The 22,181-nt window shown below is 59.8% G+C and carries 19 protein-coding genes; 18 read left to right on the forward strand and 1 reads right to left on the reverse strand.

All coding sequences use genetic code 11. The annotated features are described in order from the left end of the window. Positions 1–8: 8 nt before the first annotated feature. From SM765_RS17705 to SM765_RS17775, 15 genes are all read left to right on the forward strand, one after another. Positions 9–1,400, forward strand: a complete 1,392-nt coding sequence (locus SM765_RS17705; RefSeq protein ID WP_136340197.1) for a phenylacetate--CoA ligase family protein — start codon at positions 9–11, stop codon at positions 1,398–1,400. Continuing rightward, on the forward strand, positions 1,397–3,004 hold the full coding sequence (locus tag SM765_RS17710) for an acyl-CoA carboxylase subunit beta (RefSeq protein WP_152467130.1): 1,608 nt from the start codon (positions 1,397–1,399) through the stop codon (positions 3,002–3,004). The genes SM765_RS17705 and SM765_RS17710 overlap by 4 nt, the downstream gene beginning before the upstream one ends. Before the next feature lie 10 nt (positions 3,005–3,014). Then, complete coding sequence (locus tag SM765_RS17715) at positions 3,015–5,021, forward strand: acetyl/propionyl/methylcrotonyl-CoA carboxylase subunit alpha (RefSeq protein WP_152467129.1); 2,007 nt, start codon at positions 3,015–3,017, stop codon at positions 5,019–5,021. Between the two features lie 4 nt (positions 5,022–5,025). Further along, entirely contained in the window at positions 5,026–5,985 is a 960-nt protein-coding gene (locus tag SM765_RS17720; protein WP_152467128.1) for a hydroxymethylglutaryl-CoA lyase, read from the forward strand. Between the two features lie 12 nt (positions 5,986–5,997). Next, on the forward strand, positions 5,998–6,912 hold the full coding sequence (locus tag SM765_RS17725) for an SDR family NAD(P)-dependent oxidoreductase (protein WP_152467127.1): 915 nt from the start codon (positions 5,998–6,000) through the stop codon (positions 6,910–6,912). Continuing rightward, complete coding sequence (locus SM765_RS17730; protein WP_152467126.1) at positions 6,912–7,706, forward strand: citryl-CoA lyase; 795 nt, start codon at positions 6,912–6,914, stop codon at positions 7,704–7,706. The genes SM765_RS17725 and SM765_RS17730 overlap by 1 nt, the downstream gene beginning before the upstream one ends. 3 nt (positions 7,707–7,709) lie before the next feature. Beyond that, on the forward strand, positions 7,710–8,873 hold the full coding sequence (locus SM765_RS17735; protein WP_152467125.1) for an acyl-CoA dehydrogenase family protein: 1,164 nt from the start codon (positions 7,710–7,712) through the stop codon (positions 8,871–8,873). Positions 8,874–8,884: 11 nt separating this feature from the next. Then, positions 8,885–9,724, forward strand: a complete 840-nt coding sequence (locus SM765_RS17740) for an HTD2 family dehydratase (RefSeq protein WP_152467124.1) — start codon at positions 8,885–8,887, stop codon at positions 9,722–9,724. 211 nt (positions 9,725–9,935) lie between these two features. Further along, the gene (locus SM765_RS17745) at positions 9,936–10,715 is read left to right on the forward strand and encodes an ABC transporter ATP-binding protein (RefSeq protein ID WP_028288584.1); all 780 of its coding nucleotides are present in this window, start codon (positions 9,936–9,938) and stop codon (positions 10,713–10,715) included. A gap of 46 nt (positions 10,716–10,761) precedes the next feature. After that, positions 10,762–12,717 (forward strand): AMP-binding protein, encoded by a 1,956-nt coding sequence (locus SM765_RS17750; protein ID WP_233145719.1) that lies wholly within the window; start codon positions 10,762–10,764, stop codon positions 12,715–12,717. Between the two features lie 15 nt (positions 12,718–12,732). Continuing rightward, positions 12,733–13,617, forward strand: coding sequence for a branched-chain amino acid ABC transporter permease (locus tag SM765_RS17755; protein WP_028288586.1), 885 nt, complete (start codon positions 12,733–12,735; stop codon positions 13,615–13,617). A gap of 3 nt (positions 13,618–13,620) precedes the next feature. Next, positions 13,621–14,673, forward strand: coding sequence for a branched-chain amino acid ABC transporter permease (locus tag SM765_RS17760; protein ID WP_027264390.1), 1,053 nt, complete (start codon positions 13,621–13,623; stop codon positions 14,671–14,673). Between the two features lie 34 nt (positions 14,674–14,707). Further along, positions 14,708–15,946 (forward strand): ABC transporter substrate-binding protein, encoded by a 1,239-nt coding sequence (locus tag SM765_RS17765; RefSeq protein ID WP_051630972.1) that lies wholly within the window; start codon positions 14,708–14,710, stop codon positions 15,944–15,946. 61 nt (positions 15,947–16,007) lie between these two features. Then, entirely contained in the window at positions 16,008–16,799 is a 792-nt protein-coding gene (locus SM765_RS17770) for an ABC transporter ATP-binding protein (RefSeq protein ID WP_028288589.1), read from the forward strand. A 12-nt stretch (positions 16,800–16,811) separates the two neighbouring features. Next, entirely contained in the window at positions 16,812–17,600 is a 789-nt protein-coding gene (locus tag SM765_RS17775) for an SDR family NAD(P)-dependent oxidoreductase (RefSeq protein WP_043753691.1), read from the forward strand. 25 nt (positions 17,601–17,625) lie between these two features. Here the strand turns inward: SM765_RS17775 and SM765_RS17780 are convergent, their stop codons facing one another. Beyond that, positions 17,626–18,729: a CaiB/BaiF CoA transferase family protein gene (locus SM765_RS17780; RefSeq protein ID WP_232237125.1), complete on the reverse strand. Its 1,104-nt coding sequence runs from the start codon at positions 18,727–18,729 to the stop codon at positions 17,626–17,628. A gap of 113 nt (positions 18,730–18,842) precedes the next feature. Here SM765_RS17780 and SM765_RS17785 point away from each other — a divergent pair, with 113 nt between their 5' ends. From SM765_RS17785 to SM765_RS17795, 3 genes are read left to right on the forward strand one after another with little or no spacing between them, the layout of a single operon-like run. Further along, positions 18,843–19,631: an enoyl-CoA hydratase/isomerase family protein gene (locus tag SM765_RS17785; protein WP_152467123.1), complete on the forward strand. Its 789-nt coding sequence runs from the start codon at positions 18,843–18,845 to the stop codon at positions 19,629–19,631. Positions 19,632–19,647: 16 nt separating this feature from the next. Further along, the gene (locus tag SM765_RS17790) at positions 19,648–20,886 is read left to right on the forward strand and encodes a thiolase family protein (protein WP_152467122.1); all 1,239 of its coding nucleotides are present in this window, start codon (positions 19,648–19,650) and stop codon (positions 20,884–20,886) included. Positions 20,887–20,902: 16 nt separating this feature from the next. Then, entirely contained in the window at positions 20,903–22,069 is a 1,167-nt protein-coding gene (locus SM765_RS17795; RefSeq protein ID WP_136340189.1) for an acyl-CoA dehydrogenase family protein, read from the forward strand. Positions 22,070–22,181: the final 112 nt, after the last annotated feature.

Genomic DNA, 22,181 nt, shown 5'->3' on the forward strand with positions numbered 1-22,181 from the left:
AGAACGACATGCAATTTGGAATGCGCTTCCGGCGGGAGGATGCCGCCGACAAGGTAAATGATCGCTTCTGGCACGCGATCGAGGGCACGCCGCTCGACGAGGTGCGCCGTATTCAGGAAGAGCGGCTGCGTGACCAGATGGCCTATCTCAAGTCGAATTCGACCTTCTATCAGGAAAAGTTCGCCGACGCCGGTGTCGATTTCGACGAGATTCGCAGCATCGAAGACCTGCAGAAGCTGCCTTACACCTACAAGACCGAGATCCGCGAAAGCCTTGCTGCGGAACCGCCCTTCGGCAAGCACCGCGCGGCACCAATGTCGGACATCATCCAGATGCAGGCCTCGTCGGGCACCACCGGCAGCCCCTCGTATGTGGCCCTGACCGAATCCGACGCCGAAATGTGGCACGAGATGACGGCGCGCTGCTTCTTCGCCAACGGGGTGCGACCGGGCGATATGGTGTTGCACGCGTTTTCGCTGGCCAAGGGCTTTGTCGGCGGCATCCCGGTGATGCAGGGATTGCAGTACATGGGCACGATCGATGTGCCGGTGGGGGCGGATGGCGGTGCAGAACGTCTGCTGCGCGCCTGCGCAGACACGCGGCCGCGTTGCGTGGTCGGCGCTCCGAACTTTGTTCTGCACCTGGCCGAAAAGGCTCCCGAGGTGCTGGGATGCAAGGCCAGCGAACTGGGTATCGAGCGCGTGATCGTCGGCGGCGAACCCGGCGGCGGCATTCCCGCAATTCGGGCAAAGATCGAAAAGGCCTGGGGTGCGAAATGCACCGAGATGCTGGGCGGCACCGATCTGGGCGTGACATACTGGGCCGAGTGCGACGCCCAGTCGGGTATGCACATGGTCAACATGGACTATATCATCACCGAATTGCTCGACCCCGAAAGCGGCGAAATCATCCCCTGGGAAAAAGGTGCCGAGGGCGAGATGGTCTATACCGCGCTCGGCCGCCAGGCGAGCCCGCTCGTGCGGTTCCGGTCAGGCGATTATATCGAAGTGATCGATACCGAATGCTCCTGCGGCCGCACCGGGCCGAAGATCCGCTGTACCGGCCGGACCGACGACATGCTGATCGTCCGGGGGGCCAATGTCTTCCCGTCGGCGATCAACAGCGTCATTACCGAAATGGTGCCGGACACCAATGGCGTCATGCGCATCGTGGCCGATTTCGAGGGCCACACCACGCAGGGCGCGCTGACGGTGATTGTCGAACGCGGCCCCAATCGCGATCCGGCCGATGACGTCACCCTCAAAAAGAAAATCGAGCAGCGCCTGCGCGAATCCTTGGTCTTCAAGGCCGACGTTCACCTGGTTGCGGCCGACACTTTCGAAAAACCTGGCGCCGCCAAGGTCGCCTTCGTTCTCAGGAAATATCCAGACCTGCCATGACTAGAATGAAATCCCTTCTCGACACCGCGTCGGACGACTTCCGCGCCAACGACGTGTCTTACCGCGAAAAGGTCGATGAACTACATGCCCTCCGGCTCTTACAGCGCGTCGGCGGCCCCGAAATGGCGCGCAAACGTCATGTGGACAAAGGCAAAATCCTGCCGCGCGAACGGATCGAACGACTGATCGACCCGGGCACACCATTTCTGGAACTCGGCGAGTTGGCCGGACTGAATATGCACAAGGGAGTTCCACCCGGCGCCGGCATCATCACCGGTATTGGCGTGATCGAAGGCCGTCAGTGCATGATCATCGCCAATGATGCCACCGTAAAGGGCGGCACCTATTTCGGGATCACCTGCCGCAAACACGTCCGGGCACAGAAAATTGCCTGGAAAAACCGCCTGCCCGTCATCACCCTCGTGGACTCCGGCGGTGCCTTCCTGCCCGACCAGGCCAACCTTTTCCCCGACGAAGGCCAGTTCGGCTCCATCTTTCACCAACAGATCGGCATGTCTGGCGATGGTGTGCCGCAAATCGCCGTGGTCATGGGGCCCTGCACCGCGGGTGGTGCCTATATCCCCGCGCTCTGTGACGAAGTGGTGATCGTGCGCGGTCAGGGCTTTATGTATCTAGGCGGACCGGAATTGACCTTTGCCGCAACCGGCGAAAAGGTCGAAGCCGAAGAACTGGGTGGCGGCAAGATGCATTCGTCCGTCTCCGGTGTGACAGACCATTTGGCCGAAGATGACGCCCACGCTCTGGCCATCACGCGCGAAATTGTCAGCCATCTTGGCGAAAAACCCCAACCCCGCAAGACGCCCGAAACGCCCCGTGCGCCCGCCTACCCGGTCGAAGAGATTTATGGACTCATCAGCCGCGACCCCAAGGTGCCGACCGACAACCGCGAAATCGTGGCTCGGTTGGTCGATGAGAGCGATTTTCACGAATTCAAACCGCTTTATGGCGACACGATCATGACCGGCTGGGGCCGCATCCACGGCCACGAGGTCGGTATTCTCGCAAATACAGGCGTGCTTTTCGTCGAAGCCGCACTGAAGGCCACGCATTTCATCAATCTCTGCGTCCAGCGTGATATTCCGCTGCTGTTCCTGGCCGATGTGAACGGCTTCATGGTGGGCCGCGAGGTCGAGCAGATGGGCATTGCCAAGGCTGGCGCCAAGATGATCACGGCCATGTCTTCGGCCCGGGTGCCGAAATTCACCATTATCACCGGCGGCTCCTATGGGGCGGGATACCTGGCCATGCTGGGCCGCCCGTTCCAGCCGGACGCAATGTTTGCCTGGCCGACGGGACGGTCGGCGATCATGGGGCCGGAACAGGCCGCCAGCGTGCTGGCTCAGGTCCGCGCGCAGATCAACGAACGCGAAGGCAAAAGCTGGACCCCCGAGGAGGAGGAAGCCTTCAAGGCACCGATCCGCAAGGAATACGAAGATTTTCAGGGAGCCTATAATTTTGCTTCCAACCTTTGGATCGACAGCGTGATCGAGCCCTGTGAGACCCGTGATGTCATGGCGCTGATGCTGGATGTGACATCGCGCAGACCCAAGGTCGATACCAAATTCGGCGTGTTCAGGATGTGAGGAGCGAACCGTGAAAATCAAGACGCTTCTGATCGCCAACCGCGGCGAAATTGCCTGCCGGATCGCGCGCACTGCGCGGGCCAGCGGTATCATTCCCGTCGGCGTGCATTCGCAGGCCGACGCCAATGCCCTGCATGTCCGCGAGATTGGCAAATCTGTCTGTATCGGCGCCGGACCTGCATCCGAGAGCTATCTGAAAATCGACGCGGTGATTGCCGCTGCGCAATCAGTGGGCGCGGATGCGATCCATCCCGGTTATGGCTTTCTGGCCGAAAACCCCGATTTTGCTCGTTCGGTCGAAGCCGCCGGCATGATCTTCATGGGGCCGACGCCTGAAACGCTTGAACGTTTCGGCGACAAGGCCAGCGCCAAAGAGGCCGCCGTGGCGGCCAGCGTCCCGGTGATTTCGGGCGCCGAAGGTGCGCGGTCCGATCCCGAGCAGATTGCCGAGGAGGTGCGCCAAATGGGCCTGCCGGTGCTGCTCAAGGCGGTCGGCGGCGGTGGTGGGCGCGGACAACGGCTCGTCACTGACGAAACCACGCTGGTCGAGGACATCGAAGGCGCGCTGCGCGAAGCAAAATCCACCTTCGGCTCCGAAGGGCTGCTGTTGGAGCGTTTCCTGCCCGAGGCGCGCCATGTTGAAGTGCAGATCGCAGGTGACGGCAAAGGCCATGTGGTGCATCTGTTCGAACGCGATTGCACGCTTCAGCGCCGCCACCAGAAGGTCATCGAGGAAGCCCCGGCCTGGGGTCTGCCCCGAACGCTTCTGGACGACATCGCACGCGACGCGGTGCGCTTGGGCGAAACGCTGGACTATCGCGGGCTGGGCACGGTCGAATTTCTGGTCGCGGGTGGCGAGTATTTCTTCCTTGAGGTGAACCCGCGCATTCAGGTGGAACATCCCGTCACCGAAGCGATCACCGGGCTGGACCTTGTCGCGCTTCACCTGCGGATTGCCGAAGGCGCGGGCCTTGGACTGGTGCAGGACGATCTGACGATCAACGGCCACGCGGTCGAGGCGCGGCTTTACGCCGAAGATCCGGCGATGCAATTCGCCCCGTCGACGGGCACGCTCTCCACGCTCAGCCTGCCATCGGGCCTGCGCATCGACAGCGGCGTCGAAGAAGGCGATGCCGTCACGCCCTACTACGACCCGATGATCGCCAAGCTGATCGTGCACGCGCCCGACCGGGAAACCGCATTGGCACGTCTGGCCACGGCGCTTGATCATGTCGCGGTCGAAGGTGTCGAGACCAATCGCGCCTTTCTAACGGCGCTGGCGCGAAACCATGAATTCGAACGGATGCAGGTGCATACCCGCTGGATCGACGGCAGGCTGGATGAGCTGACACAGGCACCCGGCCTGACCCGCCCCGATCTGTGGAAGGCGACCGCTGCCATTCTCTTCGTGACCCAGTCGCGCAGCGACACAAACGCCAATCCCTGGACCAACCGTGATGCCTTTACCGGCTGGCGGCTTGGACTGGGCGGCGATGCGATTGAAGCGGGGCAGCGCGTGACGCTTACCGATTCTGACGAGGTATCCGAAGAACTGCGCGTCAGTCCTGTCAAACCGGGTGCCAAGTACACCATCCATTCGGAGAAAGGCGAGGCGCTGATACTGTCGGCACGTGAACTGACCCCGGGCCGTTGGCGTGTCGGCGAAGGCGACACCGTCCATCTGATCGACGCGCGCCTGCACGCGGGCGTGATCGAACTGGATACGCCCGAAGGCCGCCTGGTATTTCGGCCCGCCGCGCCCCTTGCCTTTGCCGGCGACAATGCCGCGGCGGATCGCGCCGTGACCTCTCCGCTGACCGGCATGATTGTCGAAATCAAGGTCTCCGATGGTCAGAGCGTGGCCGAAGGCGACGTGGTCGCGGTCATGGAATCCATGAAACTCGAAATCTCGATCCGGGCGGCCGCGGCCGGGATCGCCAGCAATATATCCGTCTCGAATGGGGACATGGTCGATCGCGGCCAGGTCATCGCCGAGATCCTGCCATCCGAGGAGTGATGAAATGAGCGACTTTCCCAAATTCGTAGAATTTCGTGAAGAAGGCCCGCGTGAGGGTTTTCAGATCGAAAAGAAGATTTACCCGATCGAAGAGCGGATCGAACTGATCGACATGCTCAGCGAAACCGGCTTGAAACGCATTCAGGTCGGCAGCTTTGTCAGCCCGAAATACGTTCCTCAGATGGCGGACACCGGCGAGTTGTTCCAGCGTATCAAGCGCAAACCGGGCGTGAACTACACATCGCTGTGGCTGAACGACAAAGGGTTTCGCAAGGCCCTGACCGCGCATGAGGTCGATATCGACCCGCGTCTGCTGTTCTATCCTTCCGAAGCATTCGCCCAATCGAACAACAATTGTTCCTCGGCCGAGATGCGGGAAAAACAACGTGACTGGGTCCGTCTTTACAAGGAAGAGGGATATACCGTCGACGCGGCCTATGTGATGACCGCCTTCGGCTGCAACCTCGAGGGCCCCATCCCCCAAGAACGCATCTTGGACGATTTCCGCTTTATCCTTCAGCTATGCGAAGAAGAGAACATCCCCGTGCCGATCCTCGTGGTCGCCGACACCATGGGTTGGGGAAACCCCGAGGCGGTCAAACGGATGATCGGCGCCCTGCGCGAATTGGCGCCCGAGGCGCGCATCGGTATGCACATCCATGACACACGTGGGCTGGGGATCGCCAACGTTTATGCGGCCCTGTCGATGGGCGTGGACATGTTCGAAAGCTCCGTCGCCGGTCTTGGCGGCTGTCCTTTCGCGGGCCACGGCCACGCGCGCGCCGCAGGAAATGTCTGCACCGAGGATTCAGTGTTCCTGTGTCACGAGCTCGGCATCGAAACCGGCATTGATCTGGACAAGCTGATCGCAGCGGCGGTCAAAGCAGAAGAGATCATCGGTGTGCCGCTCATGGGCCGGGTCATGCACACCGGCGGGTTGGACAAATACCGCAAGTCACGCTGAGGGAGCAAGAAGATGACAAAAGCACTTGACGGAAAGGTCGTTCTGGTCACCGGGGCCGGCGGTGGGATCGGGCGTGATATCGCCTTGATGGCAGCCGCAGAAGGCGCCGCCGTGGTGGTCAATGATCTGGGCGCATCCCTGAAAGGCACCGGTCAGACAGAAACTGCGGCGCAGAAAGTCGTCGAAGAGATCAAGGCGGCGGGCGGCGATGCGATCGCCGATGGCGGCAACGTCACCGATCCGGACGCCGCGCGCGCGATGATCGAGGCGGGTGTCAAGGAATTCGGCCGCATCGACGCGGTGGTGAACAACGCCGGCATCCTGCGCGACGGGTTCTTCCACAAAATGACCTACGAGGATTTCGACGCGGTGGTGAAGGTCCATCTCTATGGCGCCTTCAACACCAGCCGCGCGGCGGCCGATTATTTCCGCGAGCAAGAGGGCGGTGCTCTGGTGCACATGACCTCGACCTCGGGGCTGATCGGCAATCTGGCGCAGGCGAATTATTCGGCGGCAAAGCTGGGCATCGCGGCCTTCTCGAAATCGGTAGCGCTCGACCTGAAACGCTGGAACGTGCGGTCAAACTGCATCGCGCCCTTCGCCTGGAGCCGGATGATCTCGTCTATCAAGACAGACACCCCGGAACAGGTGGCACGGGTCGAAAAGATCAAGGAGATGACACCGGCCAAGGTTGCACCGATGGCCTGTTTCCTGATGAGCGACCGCGCGGCTGACGTGTCAGGACAAATCTTTGCGGTTCGCAAGAACGAGATCTTCCTGTTCAACCAGCCCCGCCCGGTGCGGTCGGTTCATTCCGATGATGGCTGGACCGCCGATGAAATCGCCGAGCGCGCCATTCCCGCGCTCAAATCACAGTTCACGCCGCTCGAAGTTTCGGCGGATGTCTTTTCGTGGGATCCGGTTTGATGGGAAAACGCAAAGAAAAAATCAGCTCCGACATTGCCTGGAGCACCTCTGACAAGATCAGCGTGCGTGGGCTCGATCTGCCCAACGAGATCCTGGGCCACATGAACCTCGGCGATCTGGCGTTTCTGCAGTTGACGGGTCGCAAGGCCACGCCCGAGGAAAGCCGCGTCTTTAACGCTATCGTCATTACCTTGGTCGAACATGGTATCACGCCCTCGGCCCTGGCGGCGCGGATGACCTATATGGGGGCGCCGGAATCGCTTCAGGCGGCTGTGGCGGCTGGCTTGTGCGGGCTGGGCACCGTCTTTGTCGGTTCTATGGAGGGTGCCTCGAAGATGCTTTACGAGGCACTGCCACAGGACAAGTTGGGCACCGGTGTCGATCTGGATGCGCTGGCCGTCGAGACGGTGGAAAAATTCCGCGCCCGCAAGATGATCGTGCCGGGGCTGGGCCATCCGGTGCACAAGCCGGTCGATCCGCGCACACCTCGCCTGTTCCAGATCGCTGCCGAGAACGGCAAGTCCGGTGAATACATCGAGTTGATCCAGAAAATTCAGGCCGTTGCCGAAGAAAAATCGGGTAAGATGCTGCCGATCAACGCCACCGGGGCGATCGGAGCGATCTGCTGTGAATTTGGCTTCCCCTGGAAGATCGTGCGGGGCTTTGGCGTCATGGCACGCGCCATCGGTCTGGTCGGTCATATCCTCGAAGAGAGCGAAAACCCGATTTCCTATGAGCTTTGGCAGCGTGCCGAGCAGGAAATTCTTGAAACGTCGGGTCCGGGAGCGAAGTAACCGATGCAGACGTCAGCCCCAGACACTCACACCGATCTGCGCGACGCCTTGCGCGCACTTTGCGCGCAGTTTCCGCCAGAGTATCATCGCAAGTTCGGCGAAGACGAAACCTACCCCGAGGAATTCGTCGATGCGCTGACCCGCGAGGGCTGGCTTGCCGCGATGATCCCAGAGGAATACGGTGGCTCGGGTCTGGGGTTGACCGAAGCCTCGATCATCATGGAGGAGGTGAACCGCTGCGGCGGAAACGCGGGCCATTGCCACGGGCAGATGTATAACATGGGCACGCTGCTGCGGCATGGTTCGGATGAGCAAAAGCAGAAATACCTGCCCGGCATCGCCAGCGGCGCGTTGCGCCTGCAATCCATGGCCGTGACCGAACCGACAACCGGGACCGACACCACCAAACTGAAGACCACCGCGGTCAAGAAAGGTGACCGGTATGAGATCAATGGCCAGAAGGTCTGGATCAGCCGTATCCAGCATTCCGACCTGATGATCCTGCTGGCACGCACCACGCCGCTGAGCGAGGTCAAGAAAAAGTCGCAGGGCCTGTCGATCTTTATGGTCGATCTGAAAGAGGCTATCGGCAACGGGATGGAGGTCCGCCCCATCGCCAATATGCCCGGCCACGAAACCAATGAAGTGTTTTTCGACAACCTGGAAATCCCCGCCGAGAACCTGATCGGCACCGAGGGGCGCGGGTTTTACCATATTCTTGACGGGTTGAACGCCGAACGGACCCTGATTGCGGCGGAATGTATCGGTGATGGATACTGGTTCGTCGACAAAGCCCGCGCCTATGCCGGTGACCGCGTGGTCTTTGACCGTCCCATCGGCCAGAACCAAGGCGTGCAATTCCCTATCGCCAGGTCTTATGTGAACATCGAGGCCGCCAATCTGATGCGCTTTGAAGCCTGCAGGCGGTTCGATGCTGGGCTGGATTGCGGAGCACAGGCGAATATGGCTAAGCTGCTGGCTTCGGAGGCCAGCTGGGAAGCGGCCAATGCCTGCATTCAGACCCATGGCGGCTTCGGTTTCGCACGGGAATACGATGTCGAGCGCAAGTTCCGCGAGGCGCGCCTCTATCAGGTCGCCCCGATCTCGACCAACCTGATCCTGTCATATGTCGGAGAACATATCCTCGGCATGCCAAGATCGTTCTGAAGGCTAGGATTATGGGTGAGATCGACCTTGACGCGCTGGCGCCCTGGCTGGGACGCACCGAGACTAAGGAAGATGTTCTGACGCACGGGCTGATCGACAAATTCCGCGCCACGCTCGGTCCGCATCTTTGGGATGGAGCGGGCGATGTCCCGCTGGGAATTCATTGGTGCCTTGCCCTTGATACCGTGCCAGCGACCGCCCTGTCAGAAGACGGCCATGCCGCGAGGGGTGGATTTCTGCCCCCTGTTCCGCTGCCCGCCCGCATGTGGGCTGGCGGCGATGTTACGCATATCGCGCCGCTGAAAATCGGCGAAACCATCACCCGACGCTCTTCGATCAGGGATATTGTGGCCAAGCAGGGCCGTAGTGGACCATTGGTCTTTGTGACCGTCGAACATGAGTATCTGAGTGGCAACCGGCTTTGTATCCGGGAGCAGCAAACGATCGTTTATCGTGAGATTTCCGCCCCCCGCACGGGCGAGAGCGCACCTGACGCGGGTGACCCCACCACGCTCAGATCGACCCTGACACCGGATCCTGTTCTGCTGTTTAGCTATTCGGCGCTGACGTTCAATGCCCATCGCATTCACTATGACCACATCTACGCCACCGAAACCGAAGCCTATTCCGGGCTTGTTGTCCATGGCCCCTTGCAAGCCACGCTACTTCTGAATCTGGCGGCGGATGCGTTGAAAACATCGCCTCACCGGTTTTCTTTTCGCGGACTCGCGCCACTCACCCTGCCCTGCGAATTGCAACTGCACAATGAAGAGACCGGCACCTCCGGGACAGTCTGGTGTCAGGATCAAAACGGTCTTCGAAGCTTTTCCGCAGAGTACGCGGCTGTCTGATCGTTTTTCTTCGGTAGCGAATTCAATTGTTGACCAAATTTTCTAACATCTGTTAGGAATGGCGGAGAAACTTGGTAAATAAACCAGGCAAACCTCTGAATTTAGAGGTGGGAGGAGGAACAATGCGAGGAAAACTCGTAACCAACGAAAAACCGTGCGGTCAGGCTATGCGCGCCTCCATGAGGTGTGGGGCAAAAGCACGGGCCGCAACATGACCACGAATAACGGGCACGTATCCTCACCGCTTGCGGTGCGTGGTGCAACTTTGAAATTTGGCGGTGTGACCGCGCTCGACGATGTGAGCATTTCTGTGGCCGACGATGAATTGCTTGCAATTATCGGACCGAACGGAGCCGGAAAAACATCACTTCTGAACGTGACTGCGGGCTTCTACCGTCCGCAGAAGGGCCGTGTCGAATTGTCCGGGCAGGACGTGACCGGCCTGCGTGTTGACCAGATCGCCCGGCGCGGTCTGGCGCGGACGTTTCAGGGCACCCATCTTTTTGCCGGGCAGACGGTGGTGGAAAACATTATGATCGGCCGCCACATGCTGATGAAATCGAATGTAGTCCAGGCCTTTTTCCAGTTCGGTCCCGTGATGCGCGAGGAATCGGAACATCGTGAAGCCGCAGAGGAGATCATCGATTTTCTCGAGATCGAGGCAATCCGCAACCGGCCCGTGGGCACGTTGGGGTATGGGTTGCGCAAGCGTGTCGATCTGGGCCGTGCATTGGCGCAGGAACCGTCGATCCTGCTGATGGATGAACCGATGGCCGGCATGAACTCGGAGGAAAAAGAAGACCTGGCGCGCTTCATTCTCGATGTGCGCGAGGCGCGCAAGATTCCGGTAGTTCTGGTGGAGCACGACATGGGCGTCGTGATGGACCTTGCCGACCGGATCGTGGTGCTGGATTTCGGGCGGGTCATCGCCGAAGGCACCCCGGAAGAAATCCAGAAGGACCCGGCTGTCATAAAGGCATATCTGGGGTAGCGGCATGGTCAAACAACGGACAGCAATGGTCTTTTCGGACCCAGCAGTGACACATAGCGAAACCCTGCCGCAGGTTTTGCTCGCGCGAGCGACATCCACACCGACCAACCTCGCCGAACGGCACAAGCGCCTGGGCATCTGGCGTGAATTCACCTGGGCCGATGTTCTTGACAGGGTTCGCGCCCTGGCTCTCGGGTTGGAGAACCTGGGCTTGTCGGCTGGCGAATCCGTCATGATGATTGGCGAAAACGAACCCGAACATTTCTGGGCTGAATACGCCGTCCAGTCGTTAGGCGGCAAAGTCCTGTCTGTCTATCCGGATCAAAACGCTGAAGAGATTCTGTATCTGGCCGAAGACTCGCAAACGCGGATTTTTCTGGCGCAGGATCAGGAGCAGGTCGATAAATGCATCGAGATTGCGGGCAAGTACTCGGGCGCCCTGGCGGTCGTTTACTGGGACGATTCCGGTCTGTGGGGCTATGATCATCCCCTGTTGCATTCGTTTGAAAGTGTGAGCGCGGCAGGGCGTCAGATCCACGCCAAGGAACCCGCCAGATTTGAAGAACACGTAAAACGTGGACGGGCGGACGATACCGCCTTGCTGTCCTATACCTCGGGTACCACGGGAAAACCCAAGGGCGTTGTCATCAGCCATCGCTACCTGTTCGACAATTGCTCGCGGGTGATGGGGGCAATCGAAATCGCGCCGGGCACCGAATACCTGACCTACATTTCGCCGGCCTGGGTCACGGAACAGATTTTCGGCCTGTCGATCGGTTTGATCGCGCCCATGGTCGTCAATTTCCCCGAAGGCCCTGAAGACGTACTGACCAACATTCGCGAACTGGCGGTCGACGCACTGGTGTTCAGCCCGCGCCAGTGGGAAAATCTCGCCTCCATCGTTCAGGCCCGGATGCTGGGGGCGGGCAAAATCCGCAATGCGATGTACAACTGGGGCATGAAGGTCGGCCACGACGTTTATGTGGAACGGCTGGAGGGGCGTAGCCCCAGCCTTGCCGCACGCCTGCAGCTTCCCTTTGCCGAAGCTCTGGTGCTGCATCACCTGCGCGACAATCTTGGCCTTGGTAAGGCCAAAAACGCAATGAGCGGCGGCGCCCTGATGGCACCTGACGTCTTTCGTATGTTCCACGCGATGGGGGTTAAGCTGCGCAACGTGTATGGCGCGACCGAAATCGGCCTTCTGACCGCGCATGTCGGCGAAAGCTATCAGCTGGAAACCAGCGGCAGCTGGATGCAAAGCAACACGAACTACGGCGAACCGCTGGAATACAGGGTCTCGGACGAAGGGGAGCTTCAGGTGCGTGGCGGATCGGGCTTCGGTGGCTATCACGGCAAGCCCGAAAAGACCGCAGAGGAATTGACCGAAGACGGTTGGTACAAGACCGGTGACGCGGTGTCGATGACCGACGACGGCGAGCTTTTGTTCTTTGACCGTGTCAAGGATATGCGCCGCCTGGCAAATGGGCACAGCTATCCGCCGCAATTCATCGAAACGCGGTTGCGGTATAGCCCCTTCATCAAGGATCTCATGACCTTGGGCGACGAAACCCGGAGCTTCGTCAGCGCGCTTATCAATATCGATATGGAAGTTCTCGGGCGTTGGGCGGAAGAGAACAAGATCAGCTTTTCGACCTACACCGATCTCTCGCAGAAACCCGAAGTTCTGGACCTTATCAAAGGCGAAGTGGCGCGCATCAATGCGCTCCTGCCCGAAGGCTCGCGCGTGGCACGTTTTGCGAATTTTCCCAAGGAACTCGACCCGGATGAAGGCGAGTTGACCCGCAGCCGAAAGCTTCGCCGGGCCTTTCTGGAGGAACGGTATGCCAAGCTCGTCGAGGCGATCTATGCTGGCGATGACGAGACAGATCTCGAAATCGCTGTGACCTATCAGGACGGCCGTCAAGGCGTTCTCAAGACCACGGTTCGCGTGTCGGATGTTGAAAACGCATCGAAGGCTGCCAAGCGGCAGTCCAAATCTTAAAGGAGGTCGGCGACAATGGTCTATTTCATCAATGACATCATTACCGGGGCTTTGATCGGCCTTCTGTATTCGCTGGTGGCCATGGGCTTTGTTGTGATTTACCGCGCCAGCAAGGTGTTCAACTTCGCGCAGGGCGAGCTTGTGATCATCGGCGGGTTCATCGTCTGGTTCACAACGATGCAAGCGGGGCTTAGCCTTTGGTTGTCGATACCCCTTTCGCTGGTTCTGGCCGGGCTGGTCGGGTACGCAATCGAACGGATTTTCCTGACAAAGCTGATCGGTGAATCGGTTTTCTCGATGGTCATGGTCACCGTCGGCCTTTTGATCCTGCTGCGCGGTTTGGTGCTGCTTGTGTTCGGTCCCGCGGTAAGACCCTTCCCGATCATTTTTCCGCTGAAACCCTTGTTCCTCGGCGATATGTTGATCCCGATGAACCTCCTGATAGGTGGGATCATCACCATTGTCGCGGCCGTCGGCCTGTCGTGGTTCTTCAACCGGACCCGGTCCGGCCTCCGTATGACCGCTGTGGCGGAGGACCACGTCGTAGCTTCCTCGATGGGCATTTCGGTGAAAGGCTCGATTGCCGTTGCCTGGGTTCTCGGGGCAATCCTGTCCACAATTGGTGCGATGATCTTTCTCAGCGGCAAATCGCTGACCTTCCTGGCCTCGGATATCGGGTTCGCGGCCCTGCCGGTGGCGCTCTTTGCCGGGCTGGAATCCATCGGCGGGCTTATCTTGGCAGGAATAATCATCGGCATCGCGCAGAGCTTGACCACCAACTACCTTGATCCGTTGATCGGTGGCTCGCTCGGCAGTGTCGTTCCATATATCATAATGCTTGCCATTCTGCTGATCCGGCCGACCGGCCTGTTCGGCTGGCGCACAATCGAACGGGTGTAATCCATGGATCCTTCTGGCGTATTCCCGACAAGCTATCGCAGTGACAGACGTTTGATCCGAACGCGCTGGCAGTTTCTGGCCCTCGTCGTATTCATGGCTCTACTGCTGTTGGCGCCTTACCTGGTGAGCAGCCGTATCATCGCTATCCTGAATATGATGATGATCAGCGCCGTCATCGCCGTCGGGCTTCAGATCTGCACCGGCTATGCGGGCCAGATCAACCTGGGTCAGGCGGCGTTCATGGGGGTCGGCGCCTATACGGCCTCGATACTGGCCTCGAAGACCGGCCTTACGTTTCTGCTGACCATTCCTCTGGCCGGGCTCTCGGCTGCGCTGTTCGGCTTTCTCTTTGGCTTGACCGCGGCGCGGATCAAGGGGTTCTATCTGGCACTGACCACGATTGCAGCTCAGTTCCTGTTCCACTTTGCCGTATTGAACCTGCCGTCAACCTGGCTGGGTGGGTCGAACGGTATCACCGTGCCCCCGGCCGAGCTTTTCGGGCTGCGATTTGTCAGCGAATCTTCGCAGTTCTATCTGAATTTCGCCGTGACCGCGATCATGGTGGCGGGCGCGTTCGGGATCGTTCGGTCACGCTTCGGCCGTGCCTTCGTGGCGGTCAGGGATGATGACGTGGCCGCGGGTATAATGGGGATCAATGTCGCGGCCACAAAGGCAAATGCCTTCCTGATCGGCGCTTTCTATGCGGGCGTCGGCGGGGCGCTTTGGGCCTATCTGATCCGCTTCGTGGGGGTAGACCAGTTCACCCTGTTTCACTCGATCTTCTTCGTCGCGATGATCATCGTCGGCGGGATGGGTTCAATCGTGGGGGCCCTGATCGGCGTCTTCATTATCCGCATCATCCAGGAAATTATCGCGACGGTCGGCCCCAATATCGCCGACTCGGTATCATTCCTTGGCGGTGACATCGTGTTCGCTGGCATGAATGTCGTTCTTGGCGGCGTGATCGCATTGTTTATGATCCTCGAACCCAAGGGGCTGATGCACCGCTGGAACATCCTGAAGTCGTCATACCGTATCTGGCCGTTTCCTTACTGAGAAATAGAGCGGCTCTAAACCTGGGAGGAAGAATATGACTTACCAATCGAATCGAGGTCTTCGCGGCTTACTGGCAGCGGCTGCCTTGGCGGCCGCGGCGACCATGCCTTTGAAGGCGCAGGCCGAAGAGACCTATAATCTCGCCCTGCTGTCGGACTTTTCCGGCCCTTATGCTGACATCATGCCCATCCTGGCAGGCGGACGCGAAGCTGTGTTCACCTGGTGGAATGAAACCCGCGGCAAGGAACTTGGCGTCACGCTGAACTACAAAAACTACGAAACCCGCTATGACGCGGCACAGGTGGCAAGTCTCTGGCCCGGGATCAAATCGGAACTGGACCCGATTGCGGTTGTCGGCCTCGGCGGGCCTGACGTCGCGGCCCTTTCCGAACGCCTGCCGGAAGACAAAATCCCGATGTTCATGGCCACAGCGGCCTACGGTTTTGCCTGGCAACCGGATGCCTGGATTTTCAACCCACGCCCGACCTATTCGCACGAAAGTGTCGGCTTTCTGAACTGGATGCGTGAACAGCGCGGAGGAGACGAACCGCTCAAGGTTGCGATCCTCGCCTCCGAAGCATCGCCTGCCTATGTCGACATGGCAAAGGGCCTTGAACTCTATGCCGAAGAGCACCCCGAGGAGATCGACCTCGTCGAGGTCATCTATACCGAAGTTCAACCCACCGATCTGACGGGGCAAATGCGCCGCGTTGTACGAGCCGGGGCCGAGGCGCTGGTAATCCAAACTAACACCTCTATCGTGGTTGCCGCGAAACGTGGGCTGCAGGCCAACGGGGCGAACATCCCGATCATGATGAGTTCGCATAACGGGCTTCCAGCCTCGGGTGGCGCGCTTGGCGGGCTTGAGCAAATGGAGGGGGACTTTGAAGCCTACGGCATGGCGATTGCGGCCGATGAGGACACTCCCGCGCGACAATTCTACGAGACATTGGTTGCCGATTACGGACTCGAAGCACCTTGGAACGTCGTGACCGCAATGGGCGTATCTCAGGGTCTCTATACCGTGACCGTGATCGATCACGCGATCGAGGCGAACGGCGCCGAGGGCCTGACCGGAGAGATGGTACGTGAGGCGCTTTTTGCCAAACCGATCACCACCGAAGAAACCCATGGGTTCCTGCCGACCTTGTCCTTTACGCCAGAAGCACCGTTCCCATTGGAAGGCCTCAAAGTGAATGTGGGCACCGTCAAAGATGGGAAAATCACCATCGCGGCAACGGGTGTCGACGTTCCGCAAGTTGAGAAATGGTGAATTAATCCGGGCGCCGCAGTCGCGGCGCCCGTTCTGATCCTTAGCCCCGGGCAATATGACCATGCTGGAACTCAACAACGTAGAGGTGACATATTCCGACGTCATCCTGGCGCTCAAAGGCGTGTCCATGACAGTCCGTGCGGGACAATGTGTTGCTCTGCTCGGTGGCAATGGCGCAGGAAAAAGCACGACGCTTAAAGCCATCTCGGGAACGCTCAAATCCGAGGATGGAACCGTTTCGGCGGGGTCCATCGTTCTGGACGGAACTCCCATTCAGAACATGGAAGCCTCGGAAGTCGTGAAGAACGGTCTCATCCATGTGATGGAAGGGCGGCGCGTTTTGCGGCATCTGACGTCAGAGCAAAACCTGATCGTCGGCGGGCACATGGTGCCCAACTCCGCCGAGCTGAAAAAGCGCCTGGACCATGTTTACACCTTGATGCCCCGGCTTGCGGACCTGCGCAACCGCACCTCTGGCTTCATGTCTGGTGGCGAACAACAACTGCTGCTGATCGGCCGGGCCATGATGGCCAGCCCCAAGATCATCGCGATCGACGAACCGTCGTTGGGATTGGCCCCGATGATGATCCGGGATGTTTATGAAGTGCTCAAGCAGCTCAAGTCAGAAGGCACGACCTTCTTCCTGGTCGAACAAAACAGCGCCGCGGCGCTATCGATCGCCGACTATGCCTATGTGATGGAGAACGGCCGGATCGTGATGGACGGCCCTGCCGACAAGCTTGCTGACAACGAGGACATCAAGGAATTCTATCTCGGCGTCACCGCATCGGGCGAGCGCAAAAGCTATCGAGATATCAAACACTATCGCCGCCGGAAGAGATGGCTGGGATAGAAAGGAACGAAGATGAGTAACCTGCTTTCCATCAAAGGTCGTACCGCATTTGTAACCGGAGCGGGGCAAGGCGTTGGTCGGCAAGCCGCGCTTTATCTGGCGGAACACGGAGCCGGTGCCATCGTTGTCAACGATTTTCACGCCGAACGGGCCGAAAGCGTTGCCGCGGAAGTGGAGGCAGCGGGTGCAAAGGCTCTGCCACTCGCCTTCGACGTCTCGGATTTCGACGCGGTTGGCGCGGCGTTTGCCGAAACGCAGACCACATTTGGCGGCGTGGATATTCTGGTCAACAATGCGGGCAACGCCGGGCCGACATCGCGGCTCGACGATCTGGTCCCTTTTTGGGAATCCGATCCCGACGAATGGCGCCGCTGGATGGCCACCAATTTCGATGGGGTGCTGAACTGCACCCGTCACGCCATGCCGTTGATGGTTAACAGTGGCTATGGGCGCATTGTGACCGTCATTTCCGACGCCGGCCGTGTCGGTGAACCGCATCTGGCGGTTTATTCCGGGGCCAAGGCCGGTGCGGCCGGCTTCATGCGGGCAATTGCAAAGGCCGGCGGCCGGTTCGGGATCACCGCGAATTGCGTCGCCTTGGGGGGCACAAGAACTCCGGCTGTCGCCGACCTGATCCCGGATGCAGAGACCGAGAAGCGGGCATTGTCGCAGTACGTGATCCGCCGTCTGGGCGAGCCGGAAGACCCCGCCGGAATGATCCTGTTCCTCTGCTCGGATGCTGCCAGCTGGATCACCGGTCAAACCTATCCGGTGAATGGCGGGTATTCTTTTGCCTGCTAGAGCCGCCATCGGACGGCTGCCGCCTCTAGTTGGAGCTGTCCGAAAAAACGCTGTCATTATCTGCCCCGAGCTCGGGGGGCAGATCCGGTATCGCGGTTTCGAAACCATCGAATTTCAACGGCTGGACAATAAAAGTCTCGGCCTTGCCGCCGTCATGCGTAATCTTGCGCAGCAGCTGGCGCGCACGCACATGGGGGTCGTCCAACGTTTCGACCAGGGAATTGACCGGACCCCATGGCACCCCCGCCTTATCCAGAAGGTCGCCCCATTCGGCGCGCGTCTTGTTGACCAAAATCGCCGCGATTTCTTCGCGCAGCGCGGCCTTGCGGGCGACACGGTCGCGGCCTGTCAACGGCGCAAGATCCGCCCTGTTGATCACATCGCAGAACGGTTTCCAGAACCAGTCCTCATGCGCGATGGACAAGGTCAAGAGCTTGCCGTCTTTGCAGGTGAACACGCCATAGCCCGGCTCGGCGATAAATTCGCCCAGCGGTGTTCCATTGGCGGCGGGAACGAGGAATGCGGTCAACATCGAAACCACCGCATCCGACATGGACACGTCCACGTAACGCCCCTGCCCTGTGCGCTGGCTCGACACCACCGCCGACAGGATTGCGATCGCCGCGAACAACGCCGCGCCAACATCCGCAAGGGGGATCGGCGGCACAGGGCCGGGCTGCTTTGCATCGGCCTGATCGGCCAGCAAACCGCCAACCCCTTCATAGCTCAGGTCATGGCCAGCCCTGTCACGATAGGGGCCGTCCTGCCCGTAACCCGAAATCGATACATAAACCAGCCGCGAGTTGACACGACGCATGTCCTCGAAACCGGCACCCAAGGCCGCAAGCTTGCCAGGGCGGAACCCTTCGACGATGACATCCGATTCCTTGGCCAGTTCGCGAAACCGTGCCAGCCCCTCGGCCGATTTCAGATCCAACGCAACGCTGCGCTTGCCTCGGTTCAGTGCCCGGAACAAGGGCGGAAATTGCCGGGCCGGATCGCCGACACCCGGTCGTTCGATCATGATCACCTCGGCTCCCATGTCGGACAACAGCATTGTGGCATAGGGACCGGGAAACTGTTCGGCAAGGCTGAGAATTTTCAGGCCGGCCAGGGGTGTAGTGCTCATATCAATCTCCAGCTCTTTTGTTTTCCACGTGCGGGTCCGCCCGAGTGCAGCGCAAATCGCCGCAAAAGACAAGGCGAAAAACCAATAATATGTATAATTATCAGGAGCTTAGCATGAGTGAAGCAAAGCAGACGCTATTCGTTGAGCGGGTCGAAAAAACTGAATGGATTACCTTCCAGCGCACCGAACAGCTCAACGCAATGTCAACGCAGATGCTGCGCGAGATGGCGGCAGCACTGGAATCGGCGCTGGCCGACGATGGGGTGCGTACAATTGTCCTGACCGGCTCTGGCCGGGCATTCTGCGCCGGTGCCGATCTGAAAGAAGTTGCTGGCGCCAAACATGCACCAGGCGAGCCGGATCTTCTGGATCTTGTCGATCACACGTTTGGGCTGATGCGACATGGCCCGAAACCGGTGATCGCCGCAGTGAACGGGCTGGCGATGGCGGGCGGTTTGGAAATGGTGATGGCCTGCGATCTGGTCTTTGCCGCCGAAAGCGCGCAACTGGGCGACGCACATTCCAACTTTGGCGTCTTTCCCGGGGCCGGCGGTGCGGCGATCCTGCCGCGTAGGATTGGCCTGAACCGCGCGAAATACCTGCTGTTCTCGGGCGAGAACGTTTCGGCACGGGACATGATGGACTGGGGACTGGTGAACAAGGTCGTCGCGGACGAAGACCTGCGACAAGCGGTGCAGGCCTTTACCGACAGGCTGGCAGAAAAAAGCCCGGCGGTCTTACGCCGCATGAAGACGGTTGCCAATCGGTCGCTGGACGTGGACGAAACCGCCGCGCTTTCCGAAGAGATGCTGAACCTGCGCGCGCACATGCGATCCTGGGACATGCACGAGGGTCTGTCGGCGTTCAATGAAAAACGAAAACCGCAGTTTCGCGGATACTAGGTCAGGAGGACAAACGATGCAGGACATTTACATCGTTGGCGTCGGGATGACGCCGTTCGGAAAGTTCCGGGACAAAACCATCAAGGACATGACCGGCGAGGCCGTCGCCGCCGCGCTTTCCGATGCCCGAGTGACGGCAGATCGTATCGACGGCGCATTCTTCTCGAACGCGGTGCAGGGCCACATGGAGGGCCAGCACATGATCCGCGGCGAAATCGCGCTGCGTGAAATGGGCATTCAGGGCATTCCGGTGGTGAATGTCGAAAACGCCTGCGCCAGCGCCTCGACCGGGTTCAAACTGGCAGTCGATTTCCTCAAGGCCGGCAATGGCGACTGCTGTCTCGCCGTGGGCGCCGAAAAGATGTATTCTGACGACCGTGCGTTGATGTTTTCGGCCTTCGACAGCGGCTGGGACGTCAGCAACAGCGAAGAGGTCGCGCAACGGCTGGCCGATCTGGGTGCAGGGGTCGAGGAACCCGAAGGATCGAAATCGCCCAAGCCCTACAGCGTGTTCATGGATGTCTACGCAGGCTTCGCCCGGCTGCACATGAAGACCTTTGGCACAACTCAGGAACAGTTCGCCGCCGTCGCCGCCAAGAACCATGCGCATTCCGTGCATAATCCACTGGCGCAATACCGAGAAGCCATGAGCGTCGATCAGGTATTGGCCGCGCCGCCGATCACCTATCCGCTGACCCTGCCGATGTGCGCCCCGATCTCGGACGGGGCCGCTGCGGCCGTTTTATGCACCGGCGAGGGGATAAAACGTCTGGGCCTAGATCCCGCGCGCGCGATCAAGGTCAAGGCCGCGATCCTGCGCTCGGGCACCGATCGTCCGCCGGAAGATTACAAGAACCACCTGACCCGGCTTGCCGCGCTTGAGGCCTATGAACAGGCCGGGATCGGCCCCGAGGATATATCGGTGGCCGAAGTGCATGACGCCACGGCCGTGGGCGAAGTGATCCAGATCGAGAACCTCGGATTTGTCGAATTCGGCGAGGGCGGTCCCGCCAGTCTGCGCGGCGAGACAAAGATCGGCGGACGCATTCCGGTGAACCCCTCGGGCGGGTTGGAATCCAAGGGCCACCCGGTCGGTGCCACAGGGATAGGGCAGGTTTTCGAACTGGTCACGCAACTGCGCGGCGAAGCTGGCGCGCGCCAGGTCGAAGGGGCAAAGAATGCCATCGCCGAAAACGGCGGGGGGTTGCACGGGGTAGAAGAAGCGGCCGCCTGCGTCATCATTCTGGGCCGTTGAAACAAGGAGACGAACCATGGAAAACGTGATCGCCGCCGCTCAGGCAATCTATACAGATGAGCAACGCATGTTGCTGGAAAACTTCCGCAAGATGGCCGAGGCAGAGTTCGCGCCGCTGGCCGAGAAATACGAGAACCTCGGCCACCCCCCCGATGCGAAAACCCTGAAGTCCCTGTTCGCCAAGGTCGAGGAATTCGGGCTGATCAGCGGCCTGATCCCCGAAGAGGAAGGCGGTGCCGGAATCGACCGCATGACCTATGGCATCCTATACGAGGAACTGGCCCGGATATGGGCCGATCTGGCAATCGCGGTGCTGATTCAGGGTCATGCCGTGTTCGCGGTCAACCTCTTGGGAAATGTGGCGCAGAAAGAGGCCTATCTGAAGCCGCTCCTGCGCAGCGAACGGATCTGTGCCACCTGTATTTCCGAACCAGAGGTCGGTTCGAACGTACGCGAGGTCAAGACACGTGCGGACCGAGAGGGCGATAAGATTTTCGTCACTGGCCAGAAGCTCTGGATTTCCAATGGGGCCCAGTCGGATTTCGCCATCGTTGTCTGCAATCTGGACGACGGTATTTCCATGGTCATCGTCGACCGCGACACCGGCAACTATGAGAGCCGCGAATTGCGCAAGATGGGACTTGTCGGTGCATCGACCTGTGAATTGTTTTTCGACCGGGCGGAAACCACCGCCGAGCATGTTCTGGGTAATGCAGGCGGCGGCCTGTTCCAGACGTTGAAACTGTTTGAGAGCGCGCGTGTGTTTGTTGGCCTGACCAGCATCGGCATTGGTCAGGCGGCATTGGAATGTGCGGTCAAATATGCCCAGGAACGCGAGCAGCATGGCAAGCCGATTGGCGGGCACCAGTTGATTCAAGGCTACCTGGCCGACATGGCCACGCACCTGGATGCCGCGCGCCTGTTGTGCCAGCGCGGGCTGCAACTTCTGGACCTGGGCGTGCGCTGTGACACCCAGACCTCGATGGCGAAATGGTATGCAACCGAAATGGCCGTCGAAATCGCCGGCAAAGCGGTGCAGATCCACGGCGGCAACGGCATCACCAAAGAGTTCGACGTTGAACGGCACTTCCGCAATGCAAAGGTCATGCCGATTCCCGATGGCACCACCGAAATCCAAAAACTGGTCATCGGGCGCAACCTGACCGGGCTTAACGCGTTCTGAAATCGTGACTCTAAGAATTGCGGCCGGGGATTCCCGGTCGCCTTATCGTAGGCCCCCGGTCCGGGGGGGGCGGCCAACGGATCATGCCCCAACCGGCGCTGCGGGACGCGTT

Origin of the sequence: Pseudophaeobacter sp. 1A09344, assembly GCF_041008745.1 — a bacterium.
Lineage (GTDB): Bacteria > Pseudomonadota > Alphaproteobacteria > Rhodobacterales > Rhodobacteraceae > Phycobacter > Phycobacter gallaeciensis_A.

Excerpts from the sequence above, each read along its gene's own strand:
- SM765_RS17770 (WP_028288589.1), top strand. The coding sequence starts at position 16,008 with ATGCTGGAACTCAACAACGTAGAGGTGACATATTCCGACGTCATCCTG.
- SM765_RS17745 (WP_028288584.1), top strand. The coding sequence starts at position 9,936 with ATGACCACGAATAACGGGCACGTATCCTCACCGCTTGCGGTGCGTGGT.
- SM765_RS17720 (WP_152467128.1), top strand. The coding sequence starts at position 5,026 with ATGAGCGACTTTCCCAAATTCGTAGAATTTCGTGAAGAAGGCCCGCGT.
- SM765_RS17730 (WP_152467126.1), top strand. The coding sequence starts at position 6,912 with ATGGGAAAACGCAAAGAAAAAATCAGCTCCGACATTGCCTGGAGCACC.
- SM765_RS17710 (WP_152467130.1), top strand. The coding sequence starts at position 1,397 with ATGACTAGAATGAAATCCCTTCTCGACACCGCGTCGGACGACTTCCGC.
- SM765_RS17775 (WP_043753691.1), top strand. The coding sequence starts at position 16,812 with ATGAGTAACCTGCTTTCCATCAAAGGTCGTACCGCATTTGTAACCGGA.
- SM765_RS17780 (WP_232237125.1), bottom strand. The coding sequence starts at position 18,729 with ATGAGCACTACACCCCTGGCCGGCCTGAAAATTCTCAGCCTTGCCGAA.
- SM765_RS17760 (WP_027264390.1), top strand. The coding sequence starts at position 13,621 with ATGGATCCTTCTGGCGTATTCCCGACAAGCTATCGCAGTGACAGACGT.
- SM765_RS17735 (WP_152467125.1), top strand. The coding sequence starts at position 7,710 with ATGCAGACGTCAGCCCCAGACACTCACACCGATCTGCGCGACGCCTTG.
- SM765_RS17785 (WP_152467123.1), top strand. The coding sequence starts at position 18,843 with ATGAGTGAAGCAAAGCAGACGCTATTCGTTGAGCGGGTCGAAAAAACT.
- SM765_RS17795 (WP_136340189.1), top strand. The coding sequence starts at position 20,903 with ATGGAAAACGTGATCGCCGCCGCTCAGGCAATCTATACAGATGAGCAA.
- SM765_RS17755 (WP_028288586.1), top strand. The coding sequence starts at position 12,733 with ATGGTCTATTTCATCAATGACATCATTACCGGGGCTTTGATCGGCCTT.
- SM765_RS17740 (WP_152467124.1), top strand. The coding sequence starts at position 8,885 with ATGGGTGAGATCGACCTTGACGCGCTGGCGCCCTGGCTGGGACGCACC.
- SM765_RS17725 (WP_152467127.1), top strand. The coding sequence starts at position 5,998 with ATGACAAAAGCACTTGACGGAAAGGTCGTTCTGGTCACCGGGGCCGGC.
- SM765_RS17790 (WP_152467122.1), top strand. The coding sequence starts at position 19,648 with ATGCAGGACATTTACATCGTTGGCGTCGGGATGACGCCGTTCGGAAAG.
- SM765_RS17765 (WP_051630972.1), top strand. The coding sequence starts at position 14,708 with ATGACTTACCAATCGAATCGAGGTCTTCGCGGCTTACTGGCAGCGGCT.
- SM765_RS17705 (WP_136340197.1), top strand. The coding sequence starts at position 9 with ATGCAATTTGGAATGCGCTTCCGGCGGGAGGATGCCGCCGACAAGGTA.